At 68.8% G+C, this 20643-nt stretch carries 20 protein-coding genes; 8 read left to right on the top strand and 12 right to left on the bottom strand.

Annotated features, from left to right (window positions below; genetic code table 11):
• Positions 1-64: 64 nt before the first annotated feature.
• The 5 genes from LXN01_RS02165 to smc all read right to left on the bottom strand — a co-directional run bounded on the left by LXN01_RS02165 (position 65) and on the right by smc (position 7201).
• Positions 65-403, bottom strand: a complete 339-nt coding sequence (locus LXN01_RS02165; protein WP_236862889.1) for a P-II family nitrogen regulator — start codon at positions 401-403, stop codon at positions 65-67.
• On the bottom strand, positions 400-1707 hold the full coding sequence (locus LXN01_RS02160) for an ammonium transporter (RefSeq protein WP_236862888.1): 1308 nt from the start codon (positions 1705-1707) through the stop codon (positions 400-402). Before LXN01_RS02160 ends, LXN01_RS02165 begins: the two co-directional genes overlap by 4 nt.
• A 145-nt stretch (positions 1708-1852) precedes the next feature.
• Positions 1853-3049 carry a signal recognition particle-docking protein FtsY gene (ftsY, locus tag LXN01_RS02155; RefSeq protein ID WP_236862887.1) on the bottom strand — a complete coding sequence of 399 codons (1197 nt, stop codon included), beginning with the start codon at positions 3047-3049 and terminating at the stop codon, positions 1853-1855.
• Between the two features lie 93 nt (positions 3050-3142).
• Positions 3143-3535: a hypothetical protein gene (locus tag LXN01_RS02150; RefSeq protein ID WP_236862886.1), complete on the bottom strand. Its 393-nt coding sequence runs from the start codon at positions 3533-3535 to the stop codon at positions 3143-3145.
• 117 nt (positions 3536-3652) lie between these two features.
• Positions 3653-7201 carry a chromosome segregation protein SMC gene (gene smc / locus LXN01_RS02145; protein WP_236862885.1) on the bottom strand — a complete coding sequence of 1183 codons (3549 nt, stop codon included), beginning with the start codon at positions 7199-7201 and terminating at the stop codon, positions 3653-3655.
• Positions 7202-7439: 238 nt separating this feature from the next.
• Here smc and cmtR point away from each other — a divergent pair, with 238 nt between their 5' ends.
• The 7 genes from cmtR (at position 7440) to catA (ending at position 14324) form a co-directional block, all read left to right on the top strand.
• The gene (cmtR, locus tag LXN01_RS02140; RefSeq protein ID WP_236862884.1) at positions 7440-7805 is read left to right on the top strand and encodes a Cd(II)/Pb(II)-sensing metalloregulatory transcriptional regulator CmtR; all 366 of its coding nucleotides are present in this window, start codon (positions 7440-7442) and stop codon (positions 7803-7805) included.
• Complete coding sequence (locus LXN01_RS02135) at positions 7802-9766, top strand: heavy metal translocating P-type ATPase (RefSeq protein WP_236862883.1); 1965 nt, start codon at positions 7802-7804, stop codon at positions 9764-9766. The genes cmtR and LXN01_RS02135 overlap by 4 nt, the downstream gene beginning before the upstream one ends.
• A gap of 365 nt (positions 9767-10131) precedes the next feature.
• Positions 10132-10779, top strand: a complete 648-nt coding sequence (locus LXN01_RS02130) for a DUF2249 domain-containing protein (RefSeq protein WP_236862882.1) — start codon at positions 10132-10134, stop codon at positions 10777-10779.
• Between the two features lie 190 nt (positions 10780-10969).
• On the top strand, positions 10970-11908 hold the full coding sequence (locus LXN01_RS02125) for a LysR substrate-binding domain-containing protein (protein ID WP_236862881.1): 939 nt from the start codon (positions 10970-10972) through the stop codon (positions 11906-11908).
• Entirely contained in the window at positions 11905-13008 is a 1104-nt protein-coding gene (locus LXN01_RS02120; protein WP_236862880.1) for a mandelate racemase/muconate lactonizing enzyme family protein, read from the top strand. The genes LXN01_RS02125 and LXN01_RS02120 overlap by 4 nt, the downstream gene beginning before the upstream one ends.
• A 44-nt stretch (positions 13009-13052) precedes the next feature.
• Positions 13053-13331 carry a muconolactone Delta-isomerase gene (catC, locus tag LXN01_RS02115; protein ID WP_236862879.1) on the top strand — a complete coding sequence of 93 codons (279 nt, stop codon included), beginning with the start codon at positions 13053-13055 and terminating at the stop codon, positions 13329-13331.
• A 150-nt stretch (positions 13332-13481) separates the two neighbouring features.
• On the top strand, positions 13482-14324 hold the full coding sequence (catA, locus tag LXN01_RS02110) for a catechol 1,2-dioxygenase (RefSeq protein ID WP_236862878.1): 843 nt from the start codon (positions 13482-13484) through the stop codon (positions 14322-14324).
• Between the two features lie 111 nt (positions 14325-14435).
• Here the strand turns inward: catA and LXN01_RS02105 are convergent, their stop codons facing one another.
• The 7 genes from LXN01_RS02105 to coaD all read right to left on the bottom strand — a co-directional run bounded on the left by LXN01_RS02105 (position 14436) and on the right by coaD (position 19487).
• The gene (locus LXN01_RS02105) at positions 14436-15209 is read right to left on the bottom strand and encodes an alpha/beta fold hydrolase (RefSeq protein ID WP_236862877.1); all 774 of its coding nucleotides are present in this window, start codon (positions 15207-15209) and stop codon (positions 14436-14438) included.
• Positions 15210-15306: 97 nt separating this feature from the next.
• Positions 15307-16245, bottom strand: a complete 939-nt coding sequence (gene mutM / locus LXN01_RS02100; RefSeq protein WP_236862876.1) for a bifunctional DNA-formamidopyrimidine glycosylase/DNA-(apurinic or apyrimidinic site) lyase — start codon at positions 16243-16245, stop codon at positions 15307-15309.
• A 3-nt stretch (positions 16246-16248) separates the two neighbouring features.
• Positions 16249-16959, bottom strand: a complete 711-nt coding sequence (gene rnc / locus LXN01_RS02095) for a ribonuclease III (protein WP_236862875.1) — start codon at positions 16957-16959, stop codon at positions 16249-16251.
• Positions 16960-16972: 13 nt separating this feature from the next.
• Positions 16973-17176, bottom strand: coding sequence for a 50S ribosomal protein L32 (gene rpmF, locus LXN01_RS02090; RefSeq protein ID WP_236862874.1), 204 nt, complete (start codon positions 17174-17176; stop codon positions 16973-16975).
• Between the two features lie 2 nt (positions 17177-17178).
• Positions 17179-17700 carry a YceD family protein gene (locus LXN01_RS02085; protein WP_236862873.1) on the bottom strand — a complete coding sequence of 174 codons (522 nt, stop codon included), beginning with the start codon at positions 17698-17700 and terminating at the stop codon, positions 17179-17181.
• Positions 17701-17760: 60 nt separating this feature from the next.
• A complete protein-coding gene (locus LXN01_RS02080) occupies positions 17761-18987 on the bottom strand; it encodes an MFS transporter (RefSeq protein ID WP_236862872.1) in 1227 nt (408 codons plus the stop codon).
• Positions 18984-19487 (bottom strand): pantetheine-phosphate adenylyltransferase, encoded by a 504-nt coding sequence (gene coaD / locus LXN01_RS02075; RefSeq protein WP_236862871.1) that lies wholly within the window; start codon positions 19485-19487, stop codon positions 18984-18986. Before coaD ends, LXN01_RS02080 begins: the two co-directional genes overlap by 4 nt.
• 242 nt (positions 19488-19729) lie before the next feature.
• Here coaD and ehuB point away from each other — a divergent pair, with 242 nt between their 5' ends.
• A complete protein-coding gene (gene ehuB, locus LXN01_RS02070) occupies positions 19730-20641 on the top strand; it encodes an ectoine/hydroxyectoine ABC transporter substrate-binding protein EhuB (protein WP_236862870.1) in 912 nt (303 codons plus the stop codon).
• Positions 20642-20643: the final 2 nt, after the last annotated feature.

Here is a 20643-nt window from a genome sequence, read left to right as displayed (position 1 = left end):
GTACCAAGTTCTCGTCACCGCCCGACTCGGGGGAGCATCCCGGCCCGTGCCGGTCCGTGCTCGCTCAGAGCGCCTCCGCGCCCTCCGCGCGGTCGGAGACCCGGATCACCTGATCCGCCGTGGTCACCCAGACCTTCCCGTCCCCGGGTTCGCCGGTCGAGGCGCTCTCCAGGACGATCTCGAGGATCCGGAGTGCATCGAAGTCCTCCGCGAGGATCTCCAGCCGCAGCTTGGGCACCAGGTCCTGTGTATAGGCCGCGCCGCGATAGAACTGCCTGTGCCCCTTCTGCCGGCCGTAGCCGCTGGCCTCCGAGACGGTGAGCCCCTGGAGCCCGAACTCCTCGAGTGCGGACCTGACATCGGCGAGCTTGTCGGGGCGGATGATCGCGGTGATGAGCTTCATGAGTTCACCCTTTCGGCTTCGGGGGTGCGGCGGTGGGCGGCAGGGCTGGACGGATGCGGTCGGAACGACCCGCCGGTGCCCAGCCCGCCGAACTCGTAGCCGGTCTCGGCGTGCTCGGTGAGGTCGACGCCGGTGATCTCGTCCTCCTCGGCGACCCGCATCCCGACCGTCCTATGGATGAGTATGCCGATGATGGTGGTGAGAATTCCAGTGAACAGAATGGCGAATGCGGCTGCAGCCGACTGCGCGATGAGCTGGTCTGCTCCGCCGCCGTAGAACAGCCCTCCGCCCTCGCCGTCGACCGGGAGGGCGAAGAAGCCCAGCGCCAGGGTGCCGACCAGCCCGGACACGAGATGCACGCCGACGACGTCGAGCGAGTCGTCGTATCCCAGCCGGTACTTCAGACCCACCGCCAGCGCCGAGGCGACTCCGGCCAGCAGACCGATCAGGAGGGCTCCCAGCGGGGACACGTTCGCACAGGCCGGGGTGATCGCCACCAGACCGGCGACGATTCCCGAGGCGCCCCCGAGGCTGGTCGGCTTGCCGTCGCGGATCCATTCCACGCCGATCCACGCGATGAAGGCCGCGGCGGGTGCGACCATGGTGCTGATCCAGATGACACCCGCTTCGGCCGCGTCGGTCGCGGCTCCCCCGTTGAAGCCGAACCAGCCGAACCACAGCAGGGTGGCGCCGAGCATCACCAGCGGGATGTTGTGCGGGCGCTGGGCGGGATCGACGCCGAAGCCGCGCCGCCTGCCGATGATGAGCGCGAGCACCAGTGCCGCGACTCCCGCGTTGATGTGCACGACGGTGCCGCCGGCGTAGTCGATCGCCTCACCGAAGACCTGGCCGAATTCCCCCTCCGCGGACAGCAGGCCCCCGCCCCAGACCATGAAGGCCAAGGGGCAGTAGACGAGGGTCACCCAGATCGGCACGAACACCAGCCAGCCGGAGAACTTGGCGCGGTCGGCGATGCCACCGGCGATCAGGGCGACGGTGATGATGGCGAAGGTCGCGCTGAATCCCGCGGAGATCAGGTCCCCGGAGCCCAGCAGCGAGCTGAGCCCGAAGGCTTCGAAGGGGTTGCCGAACAGCTGCGCGATCCCGGTCGCGCCGCTCATGGAGTATCCCCAGAGCGTCCAGACGACGGCGACCACGGCAAGCGCTGAGAAGCACATCATCAGCATGTTGAGGACGGATTTGGCGCGGGTCATCCCGCTGTAGAAGAAGGCCACGCCGGGTGTCATGAGCAGTACGAGCGCGGCAGAGACCATCACCCATACGTCGACTGCGGAGATTTCCATTTTCGTTCCAGCCGTTCGGACTCTCAGCGGTGCGGGACGGTCCCCCACCGGACGAAGAGGCTCTTCGCTGGATTCAGTGTCGACTTCGGCTGTTTCCCCGTGTGACCGGTGACATTGCCGGGAGGTTACGGGAGCGCCCGGGATGTTAAAGCTGTGTTGCGTCCGCGAGCAGCGCGTCGACGAAGCCGGCGGCGTCGAAGGGCGCGAGGTCGTCGGCGCCCTCACCCAGGCCGATGAGCTTGACCGGCACGCCCAGCTCACGCTGCACGGCGACGACGATTCCGCCCTTGGCGGTGCCGTCGAGCTTGGTCAGCACGATGCCGGTGATGTTGACGGCTTCGGAGAAGACCTTGGCCTGCTGCATGCCGTTCTGTCCGGTGGTGGCGTCGAGGACGAGCAGCACCTCATCGAGCTCGTGGCCGTCGGACAGCGGGCGGGACGCGACCCGCTTGACCTTGCCGAGCTCGTCCATCAGCCCCTTCTTGTTCTGCAGCCGCCCGGCGGTGTCGATGAGGACGACGTCGGTGTCCTCCTTCATGCCGCGCTCGACGGCGCTGAAGGCCACGGATGCGGGGTCGGCCCCCTCGCTGCCGCGGACGGTCTCCACTCCCACCCGTTCACCCCAGGTGGTCAGCTGCTCGGCGGCGGCCGCGCGGAACGTGTCCGCCGCGCCGAGCAGGACGGACTTGTCCTCGGCGACGAGCACGCGGGCGATCTTGCCGACGGTGGTCGTCTTGCCCGAGCCGTTGACGCCCACGACCAGCACGACCGCCGGATCCCCGTCCGTGCGAGCGACGCTGAGCTCGCGGTCCATCGTGGGATCGACGACCTTGATCAGCTCCTCGCGGAGCAGATCGCGCACCGCCTCCGGGTCGCGGGTCCCCAGCACCCGCACGCGCTCGCGCAGCGCATCGACGAGCTCGGTGGCCGGGGCGACGCCGAGGTCGGCGAGGATCAGGGTGTCCTCGATGTCCTCCCAGGTGGACTCATCGAGGGTGTCGCGGGAGAGCAGGCCGAGCAGGCCGCGGCCGAGCGCGCTGTTCGACTTCGCCAGCCGTGCCCGCAGCCGGGCGAGGCGGGTGCGCGGTTCGGTGGGGACCTCGAGCTCGCGGGCCGGCGCCTCGGGCTGCTCGACGACGATGGTCTCCGGCTCCGCGACCGGCGCCTCGAGCTCGTCCTCGCGCACCCGTTCCTCCGGGGGCGCTGTCAGGTCGGGAACGGTGGTCGGCAGGTCCTCGACCGCCGGCCTCTTCGGCTTGGGGGGCCCGTAGAGGGCGACTCCGGAGACCACCAGCGCGGCGATCAGAGCGCCGAGGATGACGATGAGGCTGACTGGATCCACGATCAACTCCTACTCGGCGGGTGAGGCCGGATTGGGAACTTCAGGGGAGAGGGAACTGGGACGGCGCTGCGTGCGGCCCCGATCGGGCGCGGTTCAGCCGAACAGCAGAATCAGCGTCGTCCGGAAGCCGGTGCCGGTGTCGGGCACCTTCCAGTGTCGAGTCCGCGGTCGGAAGGTGGCAAGGGGCGGAGCGGCGTGGCGCCTCGGCTGCGGGCGCAGCACATACGAGTGCTCGCGCATGGCGGTGACGGCTGCCTGCTCACGGGTCGCCAGGTGCGAGGTGTCGTCATCATGCCCGAAGAACCCGTGGATGTCGTCGTCCAACCCGGTCCACTCGGTGGGCAGTCGGAACAGCTGGCGGTCGCTGGGCCTGATCCTGCCTTCGGCCCGGAGTCCGGGAAGTGCGACGAGGAGCACGATGACCAATCCGATCCCGAACGACACCGCGAGCGCGATGAAGATGACGATGCCGGCCCCTAGATCCATCCAGGCCCCCGCATCGCAATAGGAGAGGACATCGGCGTGGCGCTCCTTCGGTCAACGGGTTCGATCAATCTTCCGACAAGTGTATATGTGAAGGGCTGAGCTCCCGGGGAGCGTGTGTCAGTCGGTGCGGTGAATTCGCTGGGAGATGACCTTGGAGATGCCGTCGCCGGACATCGTCACGCCGTAGAGCGCATCCGCGATCTCCATGGTGCGCTTCTGATGTGTGATGACGATGAGCTGGGAGGCCTCCTGCAGCTCGCGGAAGACGGTGAGAAGCCGCGACAGGTTGACGTCGTCGAGAGCGGCCTCCACCTCGTCCATGACGTAGAAGGGGCTGGGCCGCGCCTTGAAGATCGCCACCAGCAGCGCGACGGCGACCAGGGACCGCTCTCCGCCGGAGAGCAGCGAGAGTCGCTTGACCTTCTTGCCGGCGGGCCGGGCGTGGACCTCAACCCCGGTGGTGAGCATGTCCTCCGGGTCGGTGAGGCTCAGCGACCCCTCCCCTCCCGGGAACAGCCGGGCGAAGATCACCTCGAACTCCCGCTGGGTGTCGGCGAAGGCCGCGGTGAAGGCCTCCCGGACATGCGCGTCGACGTCCCTGACGAGTCCCAGCAGGTCGCGCCTGCTGTCCTCGATGTCGTTGAGCTGCTTCTCGAGGAAGTCGTGGCGTTCGGTCAGCGCGGCATACTCCTCGAGGGCGAGCGGGTTGACCTGGCCGATCGACTTCAGCGACCGCTCGGCCGCCGCCTTGGCCTGCTCGAGCTCGGAGCGGATGAACGGCACGTCTCCGTCCTCGGCGGGCACCGGCAGATGCGGTCCGAACTGCTCGACGAGGTGTTCTGCCGACAGCCCGATCTCCGCCTGCGCCCGGCGGGTCAGCTCTTCGAGCTGGATCACGTGGCGCTCCCGCAGCAGCTGCGCCTCGTGCTCGGCGCGGGTGAGCTCGGCCAGCTCCGCCGCGCGCTGCTGCCGGTCGGTCCGGGTCTGCTCCAGGGTCGACTCCAGCTCGGCGCGGCGGCCGCGCGCGGCACCGATCTCCTGCTCCGCCCGGACCTCCAGGCTCCGCAGGTGGTCGGCGAGGGATGCGGCGACGGCGGCGAGTTCAGCGGCCCTGTCGGCCTGAGCGGCGCGGCGGGCGGCGGCTCGGGCGGCGCGCTCGCGGGCCTGCTGTTCGGCATCGGCCTGCCGGTGGAGGGAGGCGACGCGGTCGGTGAGGAACTTCGCCCGGTCCTCCACCGCGCGCAGTCCGATGCGTGCCTCCATCACCTCCTCGCCGAGCGCGCGGACCTGCTCGGCGAGTCCGTCCCGCTCGCCGCTGTCCGGTTCGCTGTCGATGGTCTCGCTGTTGACCGCGAGCGCGGATTCGGCATTGGCGAGGGTCGCCCGTGCGGTCGCGGCCTCCGCGGTCAGGCGCCGGCGGGAATCGGCGATCCGAGTGCGGGAGGCCTCGAGCCCGGCGACCTCCTCTGCCGCCCGCGACAGCTCCTCGCCGACTGCCATGATGCGGGCGTCCGATTCGTGGAGTGCGGACAGCGCTCGGTCGACCGCGGCGCGGGCCGTGTCGATGTCCGGCGCGAGCTCGGTCAGCGCGGCGGCGAGTTCGCGGGTCCGCGCGCCGAGCACGGCGGTCTGCTCCTCGGTCTCCTCCAATGCCGCTCGAGTGGCGATCCGCGCACCCTCGGTCGACCCGGTGCGCCGGATCCGCTCGGCCGAGATCACCTCGCCGGTGGGAGTCACGAAGGTGCATGCGGGGTCCTGCCGCAGCGCCGCGACCGCGGCCGCGGCGTCGGGGGCGGTGACCACTTCGGCGAGCGCGGAGTCGAGCAGCGCCGACAGGCCGCGGTCGCTGGTCCGCACCAGGCGGCGCACGGGAATGGGCTCCCCGGCCTCGACAGTCGGCAGCGGATGATCGGCAGGCGGCGGCGCGGGTGCTTCACCGGTTGCGTCGGGGGACGCAGTGGATCCGGGTGCCACCGCCAGGTCGACGAGGGAGTCCTCGGCGATGTGATCGAGGACTGCCAGCGCAGTCTGCGGGGAATCCACGAGGACGGCCTCCGAGACGTGGTCGAGCACTGCCGTGACCGCCGTCTCGTATCCGGGGGCGATCCGCAGCAGGTTGCCGACGGCTTCCCGCACCCCGCTGATTCCGGAGTCGAGGATGTCGGCGGTCTCCGCGGCCAGCCGGGTTCCGATCCGCAGCGCATCAGCGCGTGCCCGGGCCCGCCCGAGCTCCGACTCCGCGGTGTCGAGCTCCGACTGCAGGCTGCGGTTCCGGTCCTCCAGCTCCCGCAGGCGGGCGAGCGCGTCCTCGTGCGCGGCGTCGAGCTCCGACTCCCCCGACTCCGTCGAGGCGGCGGCCGCTTGCGCGTCCGTCAGCCGCGTGCGGGCCGCGGCCAGCCGGTCGTCGAGCTGGGACTCCTCGTCATCGAGCTCGGCGAGACCCGCCTCGGCGTCGGTGAGCGTCTTCCGGGCCACCTCCCGCGAGCTCTCCAGTCCGGCCCGCTTGCGCAGCTGCGCGGAGATCCGTGCGCGCAGCTCCGTGAGCGCAGTCTCGGCCGCCTGCAGCCGTTGCTGGGCGGAATCCCGCGCCTCGGTCAGCTCGGCCAGCGCGGTCTGACGTGCCTCGACCTCGGCGCGCACGTCGGCGAGCTCGGCGGCGAACCGGGCGCCGCGCTCGCGCAGCGTCTCCGGGGAATCATTGCCCGTCCGCTCCGGCGGCATCTGCCGGAGGAAGCCGACCCGGTCGGCCGCTCGCTGGGCCAGGGCGCCGGCCCGAGCCGCGAGGGTGCCCGCGGAGCGCAGCCGGGTGCGGACCGTCTCGGTGCGGGCCTCGTGGTTCTTCAGCTCGGCCTCGTGCGAGGCGACGGTGCTGTCGAGTTCGGCGATGCGGGCTTCGAGTTCGCGGGCGCGGACCGGGGCCTGCTCGGGTCCGGCCGCCGAGGCGAGGCGCGCCTGGGCCTGGACGATGTCGTCGGCGAGCAGGCGGGCCGAGGCATCGCGCAGGGTCGCCTGGACGACCGCCGCTCGCTTCGCGGCCTTGGCCTGTCTTCCGAGGGGACCGAGCTGGCGGGCCAGCTCGGCGCGCAGATCGGCGAGCCGGTCGAGGTTGGTCTGCAGGCCCGTGAGCTTGCGCAGCGCCTTGTCCTTGCGGCGCCGGTGCTTGAGGACGCCGGCCGCCTCCTCGATGAACCCGCGGCGTTCGACCGGATCGGCGTGCAGGATCTCGTCGAGCCGGCCCTGGCCCACGATGACGTGCATCTCCTTGCCGAGCCCCGAATCGTTGAGCAGCTCCTGGATGTCGAGCAGCCGGGCCGGCGCTCCGTTGACGGCATACTCGCTGCCGCCGGTGCGGAACAGCGTCCGGGAGATCGTGACCTCGGTGTAGTCGATCGGGATCGCACCGTCGGTGTTGTCGATCGTCAGGCTCACCTCGGCGCGGCCGAGCGCCTGCCGGGAGGAGGTGCCGGCGAAGATCACGTCGTCCATCTTGCCGCCGCGCAGGTTCTTGGCGCCCTGCTCGCCCATCACCCAGGCCAGAGCGTCGACGACGTTCGACTTGCCGGAGCCGTTCGGGCCGACGACGCACGTGATGCCCGGCTCCAGCTCGATCCGGGTGGCGGATGCGAAGGACTTGAAGCCGCGCATGGTCAGCGACTTCAAGTACATGCCGGCTCCTTCCTGGCGGATGACGGGGGATGATGGCACATTCTATCCAGCCCGCCGCACTCGCCTGCCGAAGCTCGCCGGAGCCACGGGCAACAGTGGCGCGGCGCCTTGCGGCAGTGCGGGCACACATGGGAGGGGCGCAGACCCAGCAGCCAGGCCTGCTCGACGGCGGCGGGGCCTGCTCGACGGCGGCGAAGCCTGCTCGACGACAGGTCAGCGCTCAGTGTATAGTCACTGGATGCTGACCATTGCTTCGAGGGTGGACGTCATGAACCGGCTCGGTCGGGCCATGGCCGACCCGACCCGCTCCCGCATCCTCCTGTCCCTGCTCTCCGAACCGGGCTACCCCGCGAAGCTCGCCCGTGATCTGGATCTGACGCGGACAAACGTCTCGAATCATCTGTCCTGCCTGCGGGGCTGCGGGATCGTGGTCGCCGAGCCCGAGGGCCGCCAGACGCGCTACGAGATCGCCGACCCGCACATCGCCGCCGCCCTGACCGCCTTGGTGGACGTGACGCTCGCGGTGGACGAGAACGCTCCGTGCATGGACCCGGAGTGCTCCGTGCCGGGCTGCTGGGACACGGCCGAGGAGGCCGGAGCATGAGCGACGACTGCTGCGACCACTCGAAACCTGCCGCGGCGGAGGACAGCGAGGAGGTCGAGCGCCCGTGGTGGCGCGATCCGACGATCCTGGCTCCGATCGCCTCGGGCGCCTTCTTCCTCGCCGGGCTGATCACCGAATGGGCGACAGGGGAAAGCGCCGCCGCCGATGTGACCGCTCTGGTGCTGTTCTGGACCGGCCTGCTGCTGGGCGCGTGGACCTTCGTCCCCGGCGCGCTGCGCGGGCTGTTCGCCAAGGGCAGGCTGGGGATCTCGCTGCTGATGACGATCAGCGCCGTCGGCGCGGTGATCCTCGGCTACGTCGAGGAGGCCGCCGCTCTGGCATTCCTGTACTCCATCGCCGAGGCGTTGGAGGACAGGGCGATGGACCGCGCCCGCTCAGGGCTGCGAGCTCTGCTCAAGCTCGTCCCCGAGACCGCAACCGTGGTCAGGGCGGGCGGCGCGGTCGAGGTCCCCGCCCGCGAGGTGGAGGCCGGCGACGTGCTGCGGGTCCGCCCCGGTGAGCGCGTCGCCACTGACGGCGCTGTGTCGTCGGGGAGCAGCAGCCTGGACACCTCCGCGATCACCGGGGAATCGATCCCCGTCGAAGTCGCCGAAGGCGACGAGGTCGCCGCCGGGTCGATCAACACCTCCGGCGCGCTGGAGATCATCGCCACCGCCGACGGGACGGACAACTCGCTGACCACCCTCGTCGGGCTGGTCGAGCAGGCCCAGCAGGACCGCGGTCGACGGGCCCGCCTCGCGGACCGGATCGCCCGTCCGCTGGTGCCCGGAGTGATGGTCCTCGCCGTGCTCGTCGGCGTCCTCGGTTCCCTGCTCGGCGATCCGCAGACATGGATCACCCGCGCCCTCGTCGTGCTCGTGGCCGCCTCGCCCTGCGCGCTGGCGATCGCCGTCCCGGTGACCGTGGTCTCGGCGATCGGCGCTGCGAGCCGATTCGGGGTGATCATCAAGAGCGGGGCCGCGTTCGAGCGACTGGGCTCCCTGCGCCGGCTCGCCGTCGACAAGACCGGCACCCTCACGCGCAACGAGCCCGCCGTCACGGAGGTCGCAGTCGTCCCCGGCGCCTCGCACGAGGAGGTCCTGGACTGGGCGGCGGCACTGGAGCAGCGCAGCACCCACCCCCTCGCGACGGCGATCTCCGCTGCCGCGCCCGAGGCGCCCGCGGCGGATGACGTGACAGAGCAGCCCGGCCACGGCGTGACCGGTCGGGTGGACGGCCACGAGATCACCGTCGGCAGCCCGCGCTGGATCGCCCCCGGCGAGCTGGCCGGCCGGGTCGCGGCCATGGAGTCCGACGGGCAGACCTGCGTCATGGTCGCTCGCGACGGTGCAGTGGTCGGGGCGGTCGGCGTCCGCGACGAGTTGCGGTCCGAAGCGCCCGAAGCGATCGCTGCCCTTCAAGCGCAGGGCGTTGAGGTCGTCATGCTCACCGGCGACAACACCCGCACCGCGGACGCGCTGGCCAGGATCGCGGGCATCTCCGACGTGCGCGCCGAGCTGCGTCCCGAGGACAAGGCCGCCGCAGTCGCGGCGTGGGCGAAGGAGCGCCCGACCGGCATGATCGGCGACGGCATCAACGACGCGCCCGCCCTGGCCTCGGCCACCGTCGGGATCGCCATGGGAGCAACCGGCTCGGACGCCGCGATCGAGTCAGCCGACGTCGCATTCACCGGCCACGACCTGCGTCTCATCCCGCAGGCGCTGCGCCACGCGCGTCGCGGCCGGACGATCATGAACCAGAACATCGTGCTGTCGCTGGCCATCATCGCCGTGCTCCTGCCGCTGGCCATCACCGGCGTCCTCGGCCTCGCCGCCGTGGTGCTGGTGCACGAGATCGCCGAGGTCGTCGTCATCGCCAACGGCTTGCGCGCCGCCCGCACCAAGCAGGCCGCGCTGACCGCTGCTGCGGAACCGCGATCCTCGTCCATTGTCCGGGTCTGACCCCGGGCAGCCCATGGCAGCGCCCCAGAGAAGCACACCTGCTACCGTCGGCGCCGTAATCGCTGGAATCAAGCCACGGGATCGCCGCGGCCAGGAATGGGAGGGCGAAGAGGACCTTGAGCCCGATCCGGTCATAGCGCCGGCCCGAGGCCAAGGCTGCGACGGCATCGGCAGCCATCGCCCCGGCATCGACTTGGGTCGGACTAACCTGGTTTCTGCACGCCTTGAAGAATCGTCTCGGACAAAGGCCGCCGCGGAAATCACCCCTGGACGCCGATCAGGTTTGCAGCCAGTGTGGTGACCACGAACGTCCACCCGACATCCCGCTTGCGGAAGACCACTGAAGACCTTTGAAGGGAGCCGCCGTGACCGCCGACGACCACCGCACTGTCCCCGAGACCGCCGCCGAGGAGACCGTCCTGGACCTGAGGCAGCTGCCCAGGCCTCAGCGCCATCCGCAAGTCTTCCGCACACTCGACGAGCTCCCGGCGGGCGGCTCATTCGTACTGGTCAACGATCATGACCCCGAGCATCTCTGGCAGGAGCTCGAGGCCGACCTGTCCGGTGCCTACGCGAGGGAGGAGCTCGGCCGGGCGGAGAGCGTCTGGCGGTTTCGCATCACCAAGACCACCAGCACGTCCCTGCCGCGGATCCTCGTCAACACCCGACGCGTCAGCGCCGCAGAGATCGAACCGGACTTCACCGGGGCAGTCTGGAAGCTGCAGGCCCGCGGTCGGGACCTCGACTCGAACATCATCGCATTGCCTCCCGAGGGACGGATCGACGCCCACCGCGGCCCGGACAACGATGTGCTCATCCACGTCCTGACCGGCTCGGGGACACTGTCCACGGAGGCGGAGGAGCTGGAGCTGCAGCCCGGCGACCTGCTGTGGATGCCCCGCCGATCCGAGCGGCAGTTCACCGCCGGCCAGGACGGCCTGAAGTACCTCACTGTGCACGTCAAGCGCCAGGCTCTGACGCTGCACACCCACCGGCCGGAGGGCGCCCGTTGATCGGCCCCACTGGCTGATCCTGTCGGCGTGGCTCGATCGAGGAGCGAAGAGCGCCGGCTTCGTGGAGTCCCGGCCGATGGCTGCGCGTCGAGGGATTCAGACTCCGCACATCTCAATGCCGCCGGGATCGATATTTCAGGGCCAGTGGACTCGCCTCTACGATGGGGCAGGAACCGGACCGAGGAGGGCCATGGAACTTCGCCATCTGCGCTATTTCGTCGCAGTCGCCGAAGAGCGCCACTTCTCCCGGGCCGCCGACCGCCTCCACGTCGCACAGCCGCCGCTGTCCCAGCAGATCAAGCAGCTCGAGGACGAGCTCGACGCTGCGCTCCTCGAGCGGACGACCCGCCGGGTGGACCTCACTCCGGCCGGCGAGCTCATGCTCACGCGCGCTCAGGCGCTCCTGACAGAGGTCGACCGCATGGTCCAGGATGTCCGCCTCGTCGCCGAGGGCGCGGCAGGGGTGGTCCGCGTCGGTGTCGTCGGCTCGGCGGCCTACCGGCTGATGCCCGAGATCGTCCAGGCAGCTCGGACCAGGATGCCGAGCCTGCACATGCACGTGCAGGCAGAGATGCTGACTCCGGAACTCACCGAGGCGCTGGAGACCGGCCGCATCGACGTCGCGGTGCTGCGCCCCCCGGTCCGCTCCGAGGACCTCGAGGTGAAGCTGCTCGAACAGGACGAGCTGATGGTCGCACTGCCCGGCAACCACTCCCTGGCCGACAGTTCGTCGATCGCGCTGTCGGACCTCGCCGACGATCCGTTCGTGTGCTATCCCCAGGGCTCCGCCGTCGCCGCCGCGACCTTCGAGGCAACCCGCCGGACCGGCTTCCGGCCGCACATCGCGCAGGAGGCCGGTGAGACCTCCACGCTGCTGGCATTCGTCGCCGCCGGCATGGGCGTCGCGCTGGTGCCCATGACCCAGCGCGGCTTCTCCGTGCAGGGCGTCGTCTTCCGCCCCCTCGACAGTGCTCCTGTGGTGGACCTCGCTCTCGCCTGGCGCCGGACCGCCGAGACCGCCCTGGTTCGCAGATTCATCTCCCTGTTCGACATTCTCGAGCCCGGACCGTCCGGCAGCTTGCCGGACGTCGCCGACTCCGGACCCGCATCTGCTCAGGAGCGATCATGAACATCACCCGCATCGAGGCGATCCCCTACGCGATTCCCTACACCCACCCCCTGCGCTTCGCATCGGGCGAGGTGCACACCGCTGACCACGTGCTCGTCCGGGTGCACACCGACGAGGGAGTGGTCGGTGTTGCCGATGCACCACCGCGGCCCTACACCTATGGGGAGACCCAGCGGTCGATCGTGGAGGTCATAACCGGGCTGTTCGCCCCACAGGTGGTCGGCTTCGGCATCCTCGACCGTGAGCGCATCCACGCCGTGCTCGGGCGCACGATCCACAATCAGGTCGCCAAAGGCGCTCTCGACATCGCCTTGTGGGATGCGATCGGCAAGAGCCTCGGCCAGCCCGTGCACCGTCTGCTCGGCGGCTACGGGGATCATCTGCGGGTCAGCCACATGCTCGGCTTCAGGCCCGCTCAGGAGCTTCTCGCCGAGGCGCAGCGATTCGGCGCGGAGTATGGAATCACCACCTTCAAGCTCAAGGTCGGCCGCCGTCCGCTGGCCCTCGACATCGAAGCCTGCCACGTCCTGCGCGAGGGCCTCGGTGATGAGGCGGAGCTCTATCTGGACGCCAACCGGGGGTGGACAGCGAACGAAGCGTGGGAGGTGCTGCGAGCCACTGACGGCCTCGGGCTCACCCTTCTGGAGGAGCCGTGCGATGCCCACGAGGCCATGAGCCGGCGGCGCCTGGTGGAGAAGTCCCCCATCCCGGTGGTCGGCGATGAGTCCGTGCCCACCGCCGGCGATGCATCTCGCGAGCTCCTCTCCGGCGGCTGCAACGCGATCTGCATCAAGACCGCGCGCAGCGGCTTCACCGAAGCTCGAGAGATTCTCGGCCTGTGCACGGGACTCGGAGTCGACGTGACCATGGGCAACCAGATCGACACCCAGGTGGGGACGCTGGCCACCGTCGCGTTCGGCGCGGCGCACGAGGCGACGGGCCGCCGAGCAGGAGAACTCTCGAACTTCCTCGACATGGCCGATGACCTGCTGGCCGAGCCGATCTCGATCGTCGACGGCCGGGTTTCCGTCCGCGACGCGCCCGGCGTCGGCGCGGAGATCGACGAGGAGAAGCTGGCCCGCTACCGCCAGGACAGGTGAGCCGGACGAGCTTTGAAGCCGGACCAACACCCGAAAGGAACACAATGCTGTACATGACGCGCATGGACGTCGCCTTCCCTCCCCACCTCAGCGCGGCGCAGATCGCGGACTTCCAGGCCCGGGAGAAGGAGTACTCCGGCAACCTCCAAAGGGAGGGAACGATTGTCGGGATCTGGCGCATAGTCGGGGAGTATGCGAACCACTGCCTGTTCGACGTCCCGGACAACGACACCCTGCACGAGGTCCTCAGCGGCTTCCCGATGTTCCCCTACATGAAGATCAAGGTCACCCCCCTGGCCAAACACCCCAACTCCATCAGCTGACTGCTGCCCAGGGCCTGTCATACGAATTTATATTCTCCAGAGATGAATACGAGCAGAACGCATATTTCACGCAGTGGATTTCCCTCACTACGGTGAATGACATCAATGGCACCGTCCCGGCCGGGACGGCTCGAACGAAGGAGTTCTCTGATGACCACTGAAGCCACCGCAGCTGCATCCGGCAACGCCGCAACGGACCGCTTCCGCGAATCCGGCAAGCTGGCCCATGTCGAGGCTTCGCAGGAGAGGGTGAGCAGCCTGGCGGGGAAGCTCATCAAGGCCGCCAACGACATCGTGCTCGAAGACCGGGTGACCTACGACGAATTCAACGCACTCAAGGCCTGGCTCATCAAGGTCGGCGAGGACGGCGAATGGCCGCTCTTCCTCGATGTCTTCCTGGAGCACAGCGTCGAGGAGGTCGCCACCTCCCATCGCGAGGGCAGCAAGGGCACGATCGAAGGACCGTACTACGTCCCGGATGCCCCGGAGCACCGGTCCCCCGCGAGAATCCCGATGAGACCCGATGAGAAGGGCATCCCCCTGCGTTTCGAAGGTCAGGTCAGCAGCGTGAACGGCACCCCGCTGACCGACGCCAGGGTCGAACTCTGGCATGCCGACGAGGACGGGTTCTATTCGCAGTTCGCACCGGATATCCCGGAATGGAATCTCCGCGGCGCATTCCTCGTCGACGACGAAGGTCGCTACCAGATCGACACGATGCGGCCCGCTCCGTACCAGATTCCCACCGACGGTGCCTGCGGCCAGCTCATCGCCGCCGCCGGCTGGCACGCGTGGCGCCCAGCTCACCTGCACGTGAAGGTGTCGGCACCAGGACACGAGCTGCTGACCGCGCAGCTCTACTTTCCGGGTGACGAGCACAACGACGACGACATCGCCGGCGCCGTCAAGCCGGAGCTCCTCCTGGACATCGAGGAGACCGAGGACGGTACACAGCGGACGAACTACGACTTCGTCCTCGACCCGGTGCGCTGACGCATCCAGCACCGACGGCCGAGGCCGGGTCTCCTGCTCCGCGCAGGAGACCCGGCCTTCGCCGTCGGTTCATCCTGCTCCGGCAGCTCTCCGGCCGGCAGGCCGGAGCTCTCACCCCAGGTGGGAGTTGAAGAAAGTCTTGAGACGGTCCGCGACCAGTTCGGGGTGCTCGACCACCGGCAGATGCGCGGAGTCCGGGACCACCGTGAACTGGGAGCCGTCCACCCGCTCGTGAAGCGCGCGCATCGTCTCGGGTGGGTTCGACGGGTCCTGCGACCCGGCGAGGAACAGCGTCGGCACCTTGATCGATTCGATGGAGCTGTCGAGGTCGAACTGCGCAAGAGCCTCGCAGCAGTCGATGTAGCCGTCATCGTCGGTGCCGGCGAGCATCTCCAGGGCCATCGGGCCTGCGGCGTTGTCCTCGTCGACGAACCCTGCGGCGAACCAGCGATCGGCAGTGGCGGGTACCAGAGAGCGCGTGCCTCCGGAGCGCACGTCGGCAATGCGCTGCTTCCACATGCCGGGATCGCCGAACTTCGCTCCGCAGCACAGCGCCCCGATCGCGCGGACGCGCTCAGGTGCCTTGAGCGCCAGGGTCAGGGCAAGGCCTCCGGAGATCGAAATGCCGGCGTAGAAGAAGCTCTCCGCGCCGAGTTCGTCGGCGATCTCCAGGACGGAATCAGCGATCCGGTCGATCGTCACGTCCGGGATCCGGGGGCTCCTGCCGTGGCCGGGCAGGTCGAAGGCGACGATCCGGAAGTCGTCGGCAAGGCGATAAGCCGCAGCCGCCCAGAGAGCGTAGGTGGTTCCGAGGGAGGGGCCGAGTATGAGGACGGGGGCCGCGGGATCGGCGTCGTTGATGATCGAGTAGGCGAGTCTTGCCATCGGGCCAGGCACCTTTCGGCTGGTATTGCTGCTGTCATTCTTTACTGTATCCGAGGGATCAGTGGCGTCCGCCGCGCCGCTCGGCGCCGCGGCTCAGCTACGGTTTTCGCTGGCAGACCGGGCAGAAGTGGCTCGAGCGGTTCATGAACCGCTCGCGTACGATCGGGGTCTCGCAGCGGTTGCAGGGCAAGCCGCCGCGCCCGTAGACCTGCAGACTTCGCTCGAAATAGCCGGATTCGCCATTGACATGGACGTAGAGCGCATCGAAGCTCGTCCCGCCCTGGGCCAGGGAGTCCCGCATCACTGCCTCGGCCTTCGCCAGCACTGTCCGGATCCGGGAGATCCTGGTCGTCTGCGTCGGCGCGAGTGGATGGACACGGGCGGCGAACAGCGCCTCGTCTGCATAGATATTGCCGATCCCGCTGATCACCGTCTGGTCCAGCAGCGCCGACTTCATGCCGGTCCGCTTCGCCTGGATGCGGCGGGCAGTGCGCTCCGGGTCGTACAGCGGATCGAGCGGGTCGAGCGCGATATGGGACACCGAACGGGGGACCGAAGCGCCGTGGGAGTCGACGAGATCGTCGACGCCGAGGTGGCCGAAGATGCGCTGATCGACGAATCGCAGCTCCAGCCGCTCCCGGCCTGCTCGCTCGAGGCCCAGGATCGCCCGGGTGTGCCGGTGCATCGGGTCAGTTGACTCGTGCACGCGGAACTGTCCGCTCATGCCCAGGTGCACCGACAGCGCGCGGGCCGGCGACGGTTCGGCCACCGCGTCCCCTCCCGCCGACCCGGAAGCAGTGTCATCGGAACAGTGGCGAAGGGGCAGCCACATGAACTTGCCGCGGCGCTCCACGGATGCGAGCTCGCGGCCGGTCAGCTCGGCGGTGAGCCGGGCGGGCGCCTCGGGGGCGATCAGCCGGTTCGAGGTGGTGCCGAGGATGCGGGGGTCCAGAATGCGCACGCGGTCCACTCGGGCGCCCTGCGCCCACGCCTGGATACCACGGCGGACGCTTTCGACCTCAGGGAGTTCGGGCACTGCTCAGCGCTGGTATTCCGGATGCTGCTGCCGGATGGTCTGGACCGCGGACTCCGCCGCCTGCGCCTCCGCGCTCTTCTTCGAGCTTCCTTCGCCCGTCCCCCAGGCCGTGCCGCCGACGACTGCGGTAGCGGTGAAGACGCGCGCGTGATCCGGTCCTCGTGATTCGAGCACATAGGAGACGGAACCGAGTTCCAGGTCGGCGGCCGCCTCCTGCAGGGTCGTCTTGTAGTCCATTCCGGCACCGAGGGTGACCGCTTCGGCCAGCATCCCGCCGACGAGCCGCTGGACGAGGTCGAATGCAGGCTGGCGACCGCAGCTGACGTAGGCGGCGCCGATGAGCGATTCGACCGAGTCGGCCAGGATGGAGTCCTTGTCCCGACCCCCAGTCAGCTCCTCGCCCTTGCCGAGCAGCAGGAATCCGCCGACGCCGAGCCGTCGCGCCACCGAGGCCAGCGCACGCGTATTGACCACTGCTGAGCGCATCTTGGCGAGCCGGCCCTCCGGAAGCTCCGGATTGTCGATGTAAAGAGACTCCGTGGCCACCAGTTGAAGCACAGCGTCACCGAGGAACTCGAGCCGCTCGTTCGTCGGGATCCCCCCGTGCTCGAAGGCGTAGCTGCGGTGGGTCAGGGCAAGACGAAGCGTCTCGGGGTCGATATCCACCCCGAGACGCTCGTTGAGATCATGCAGGTCCTGTGAGGACACCACCATCAGGTGCCGATGATCAGATATCGGCGACCTTGCGTCCCTTGTACTCAAGGAACAGCGGGGTGCCGGCCGAATCCTCGACGACCTTGGCCTGGTGGGGGCGCGAGTACACAACGCGACCGTTCTCCACAGTCTTGACCAGGGTCGGAACCTGGGCCTTCCACTGCGAACGACGGTGGCGGGTGTTGCTGCGCGACTTCTTGCGCTTCGGAACAGCCACGTCTAGCTCTCTTTCTTCTCGTCTAACAAACTCTTCAGTGCCGACCAGCGGGGGTCGGCCTCGGCATCATCGTCGTCGATCTCCTCGCCGACGGTGTACCGGAAGTCCTCCCCGTCCTCGTCCTTGAGCGGACGGAACGGCAGAGCCATCACCACTGCGTCCCGGATTGCCGGCTCCAGGTCGAGCCGGCCCCGATCGACCCGGTAGGACTCCTCGTCCTCCGGCTCCGCCTCGTAGACGAAGAGCTCCGTGATGGCCACATCCAGCGGCAGCTCCAGATCCTCGAGGGTCCGAGCGTCCTGACCCCGTGCAACAGCCCGCACGCTGCCGGAGACGTAGATCCCCTCGACGACGCTCTCGAGCTGCAGGGCGAGATGCAGAGGAGAGCCGACAGGCACTCCGATCATTTCGAGCCGCAGGTCCTCGGGGGCCGACACCGTGAAGTCCAGCTTCGACCATTCGCCCGGGCTGCCGATGAGCCCGAGCTTGCGGAGGTCGAGCACGAGTTCCGATTTGATCCTCATCCGTCCACCTCCGATCGACGCTGCACACCCGGCGGCGAACCCCGCGGATGACGCAAGAAGCTATTCTAACCGCTTGCGTTTCGATCTTCCAATCGGAGGCCGACCCGACGTGAGCGTCGTCAGCGAGGCCATGCCCAGCAGCGCTCCGGACATCAGGAACACCGATCCCGCCGGCGCCACCACGGCGACGGCGGAAGCCAGCGCCGGGATGACGACCTGACTCAGCCGATTGCCTGCCAGCCTGATCGACAGCACCGCCGCACGGTTGGCGGGGTCGGCCAGCATCGAGACCCACGTCATGGTCATCGGCTGGGTGAGCCCGAATGCGAAGCCCGCGATCAGCATGAGAATCGCCAGGAACCAGAATCGCGGCAGCACCGGGATGAGCACCAGCGCGACCCCTCCGGCCAGGCTTGCCAGGCCCAGCAGTGCGCGGAACTCGAAGCGCCGGGTGAGCTGCCCGATGAAGAGCCGGGACACGATCGACGCGAGAGTCCGGACGGTCAGCAGCAGGGTGACGAGCTGGACTCCGAGGCCGTAGCTCTGTCCGACCAGGGGAAGGTAGGCCGTCATGATGTCGACGGCGGCCAGGGTCGCCATCGAGGCGAAGATCGCCGGTTTCATCCCCTTGATCCCCAGGAGCGCCGGCGGCGACTGCGACGTCGACTTCGCCTCCGAGCGGCTGATGTGGCGAGGCGCGGGACGGGTGGCGACGCCGAGCATCAGCGGAACCGCGAGCACGGAGATCGCCGCCATCACCCAGAGGGCCACCTGCACCTGCGGCTCCTCGCCGGCTCCTGCCACGAATCCCGCCAGCGGCACCCCGAGCGCCTGTCCGCAGGACACCCCGATCGTCAGGGAGCCGAATCGCCGATTGAGCTCCGCAGTCGGAAAGCTCTGCGGGATGAGCGCCTGGCCGGAGACCGTGGTGAGGATCTGGCCCATGCCCAGCGCCATGTTCGCCAGCAGCAGCACGGGGATGTTCTCGGCCGCCGCGGCGAGCGCAGCCGGCATGATCGTCAGTCCCGTGCCCACCCACATCACCGGAGCCGCGTAGCCGCGGTCGACCCACCGTCCGATGGGGATCGCGGCCAGCAGCGGCATGAGGGAGAACGTCGCGGCGACCAGGCCGAGCACCGCGGCTCCCCCGCCCAGTTCGAGCGTGCGGTAGGAGATGAGCACGCGAATCCCGTTGAACGCGGCCTGCACGACCACGGTGAAGCCGATGAGGGCGAGGAACCAGCCGCGCGCCCCCGCGCCTCCGGAGTCCGGGAGGTCCGAGCTCATCCCCGTCTGAGGCTGAGCTTCTCGTCCATCGCCTCGAGGACTGCGGTTGGCACCAGCCCTGCGACGTCACCGCCAAGCGAGTGGACCTCCCGGATCAGCGACGACGAGACATGCTCATAGCGCGGATCGCCGGGGATGAAGATCGTCTCCAGCTCGGTGAGGTGCCGGTTCATCAGCGCCATCGGCAGCTCGTAGGCGAAGTCGGTGCCCGAGCGCAAGCCTTTGACGACGGCGGAGGCGCCGATCCGGGCGCAGTAGTCGACGAGCAGTCCGCCCGGTACATCATCGATGGAGATGTTGTCGGCATTCGCACTCCGGGGATCCTCGGCCAGCCCCCGCTCGATCAGCTCGACTCGCTGTGCGACCGGGAAATTGCCGCTCTTCGCAGGGTTGTGGACGACGGCGATGACGACCTCGTCGAACAGGACGGAGGCGCGGGCGGCGACGTCGATGTGACCGACCGTGACGGGATCATAGGAACCGGGGCAGACAACCTTCATGCCGCCATCGTACGACGGACGACGAAGGACACGACTGCGACCCGAGCAGAAGCGGACTCGCGATCACAGCGCCTGTTGAACCGACGACAGTGCCTTCTGAACCGGGAACAGCGCCCGCCGAAAAAGGTAACGAATGACTAACGCTCTGCATGAATGTGACGCACGCCGCAGGTTGGTCCTTAGTGTGGATAACGCTGACCCGAGTCCACACCGCCCCCCGGCGGCCGAACGAAGGATCCACCATGGCACGTACGCGCATCGCATACAGTCTCGCAGCACTCCTCTCGGTGGGGGTGCTCGGCTTGACCGCCGGATGCGGCGGCGGATCGGGAGGATCGGGAGGCGAGGAGGAGAGCACTCTGCAGCAGGCGATCGATGCCGGCACGATCACCGTCGGCTTCGCCGGTGAGGCTCCCTACAGCTTCGAGGAGGACGGCGAGCTCACCGGCGCCACCGTGGCGCTGCACCGAGAGATCTTCTCCGCGCTCGGCGTGGAGAATCTGGATGGCGTCAACACCGAGTTCGGCTCGCTGATCCCCGGGCTGACCGCGAATCGCTTCGACGTCGTCTCCGCCGGCATGTCGATTCTCCCCGAGCGCTGCGAGCAGGCCGCGTTCTCGAATCCGGAGTTCATGTACACCACCGCGCTGATGGTCGCCGAGGGCAACCCCAAGAACCTCCAGACCCTCGACGACGTCGCCGCCAGTGACGACGTCTCGCTGGTGACCATGACCGGCGCCATCGAGAGCGACTACGCCTCTCAGCTCGAGATCTCCAATCACAGCGAGGTCGGCACCCCGCAGGACGGCATGGACGCCGTGACCTCCGGCCGCGCCGACGCCTTCGCGCTCACGGGAATCTCGCTGAACTGGATGGCCGACAACAACCCGGATGCGGCTGTCGAGGTCACGGAGTCCTTCGTCCAGGAGATCGACGGCGTACCCCAGGTGGGTGCCGGCGCGACCGTGTTCCGGACCGAGGACACCGAGCTGCTGAACGCCTACAACGAAGAGCTCGACAAGATCGTCAACGACGAGGAGCGCTACCTGTCGATTGTCGGCGACTACGGATTCACCGCCGAAGAGCGCCCGGACGGCTCCATCTCGACCGAGCAGCTGTGCGCCGGGGAGCTGCCGACAGCCGAAAGCTCCTGAGC

Source organism: Brevibacterium daeguense (genome assembly GCF_021729135.1).
GTDB classification, from domain to species: domain Bacteria; phylum Actinomycetota; class Actinomycetes; order Actinomycetales; family Brevibacteriaceae; genus Brevibacterium; species Brevibacterium daeguense.
The sequence above is the reverse complement of the archived record's forward strand: the minus strand, read 5'-3'. Positions and strand labels throughout refer to the sequence as shown.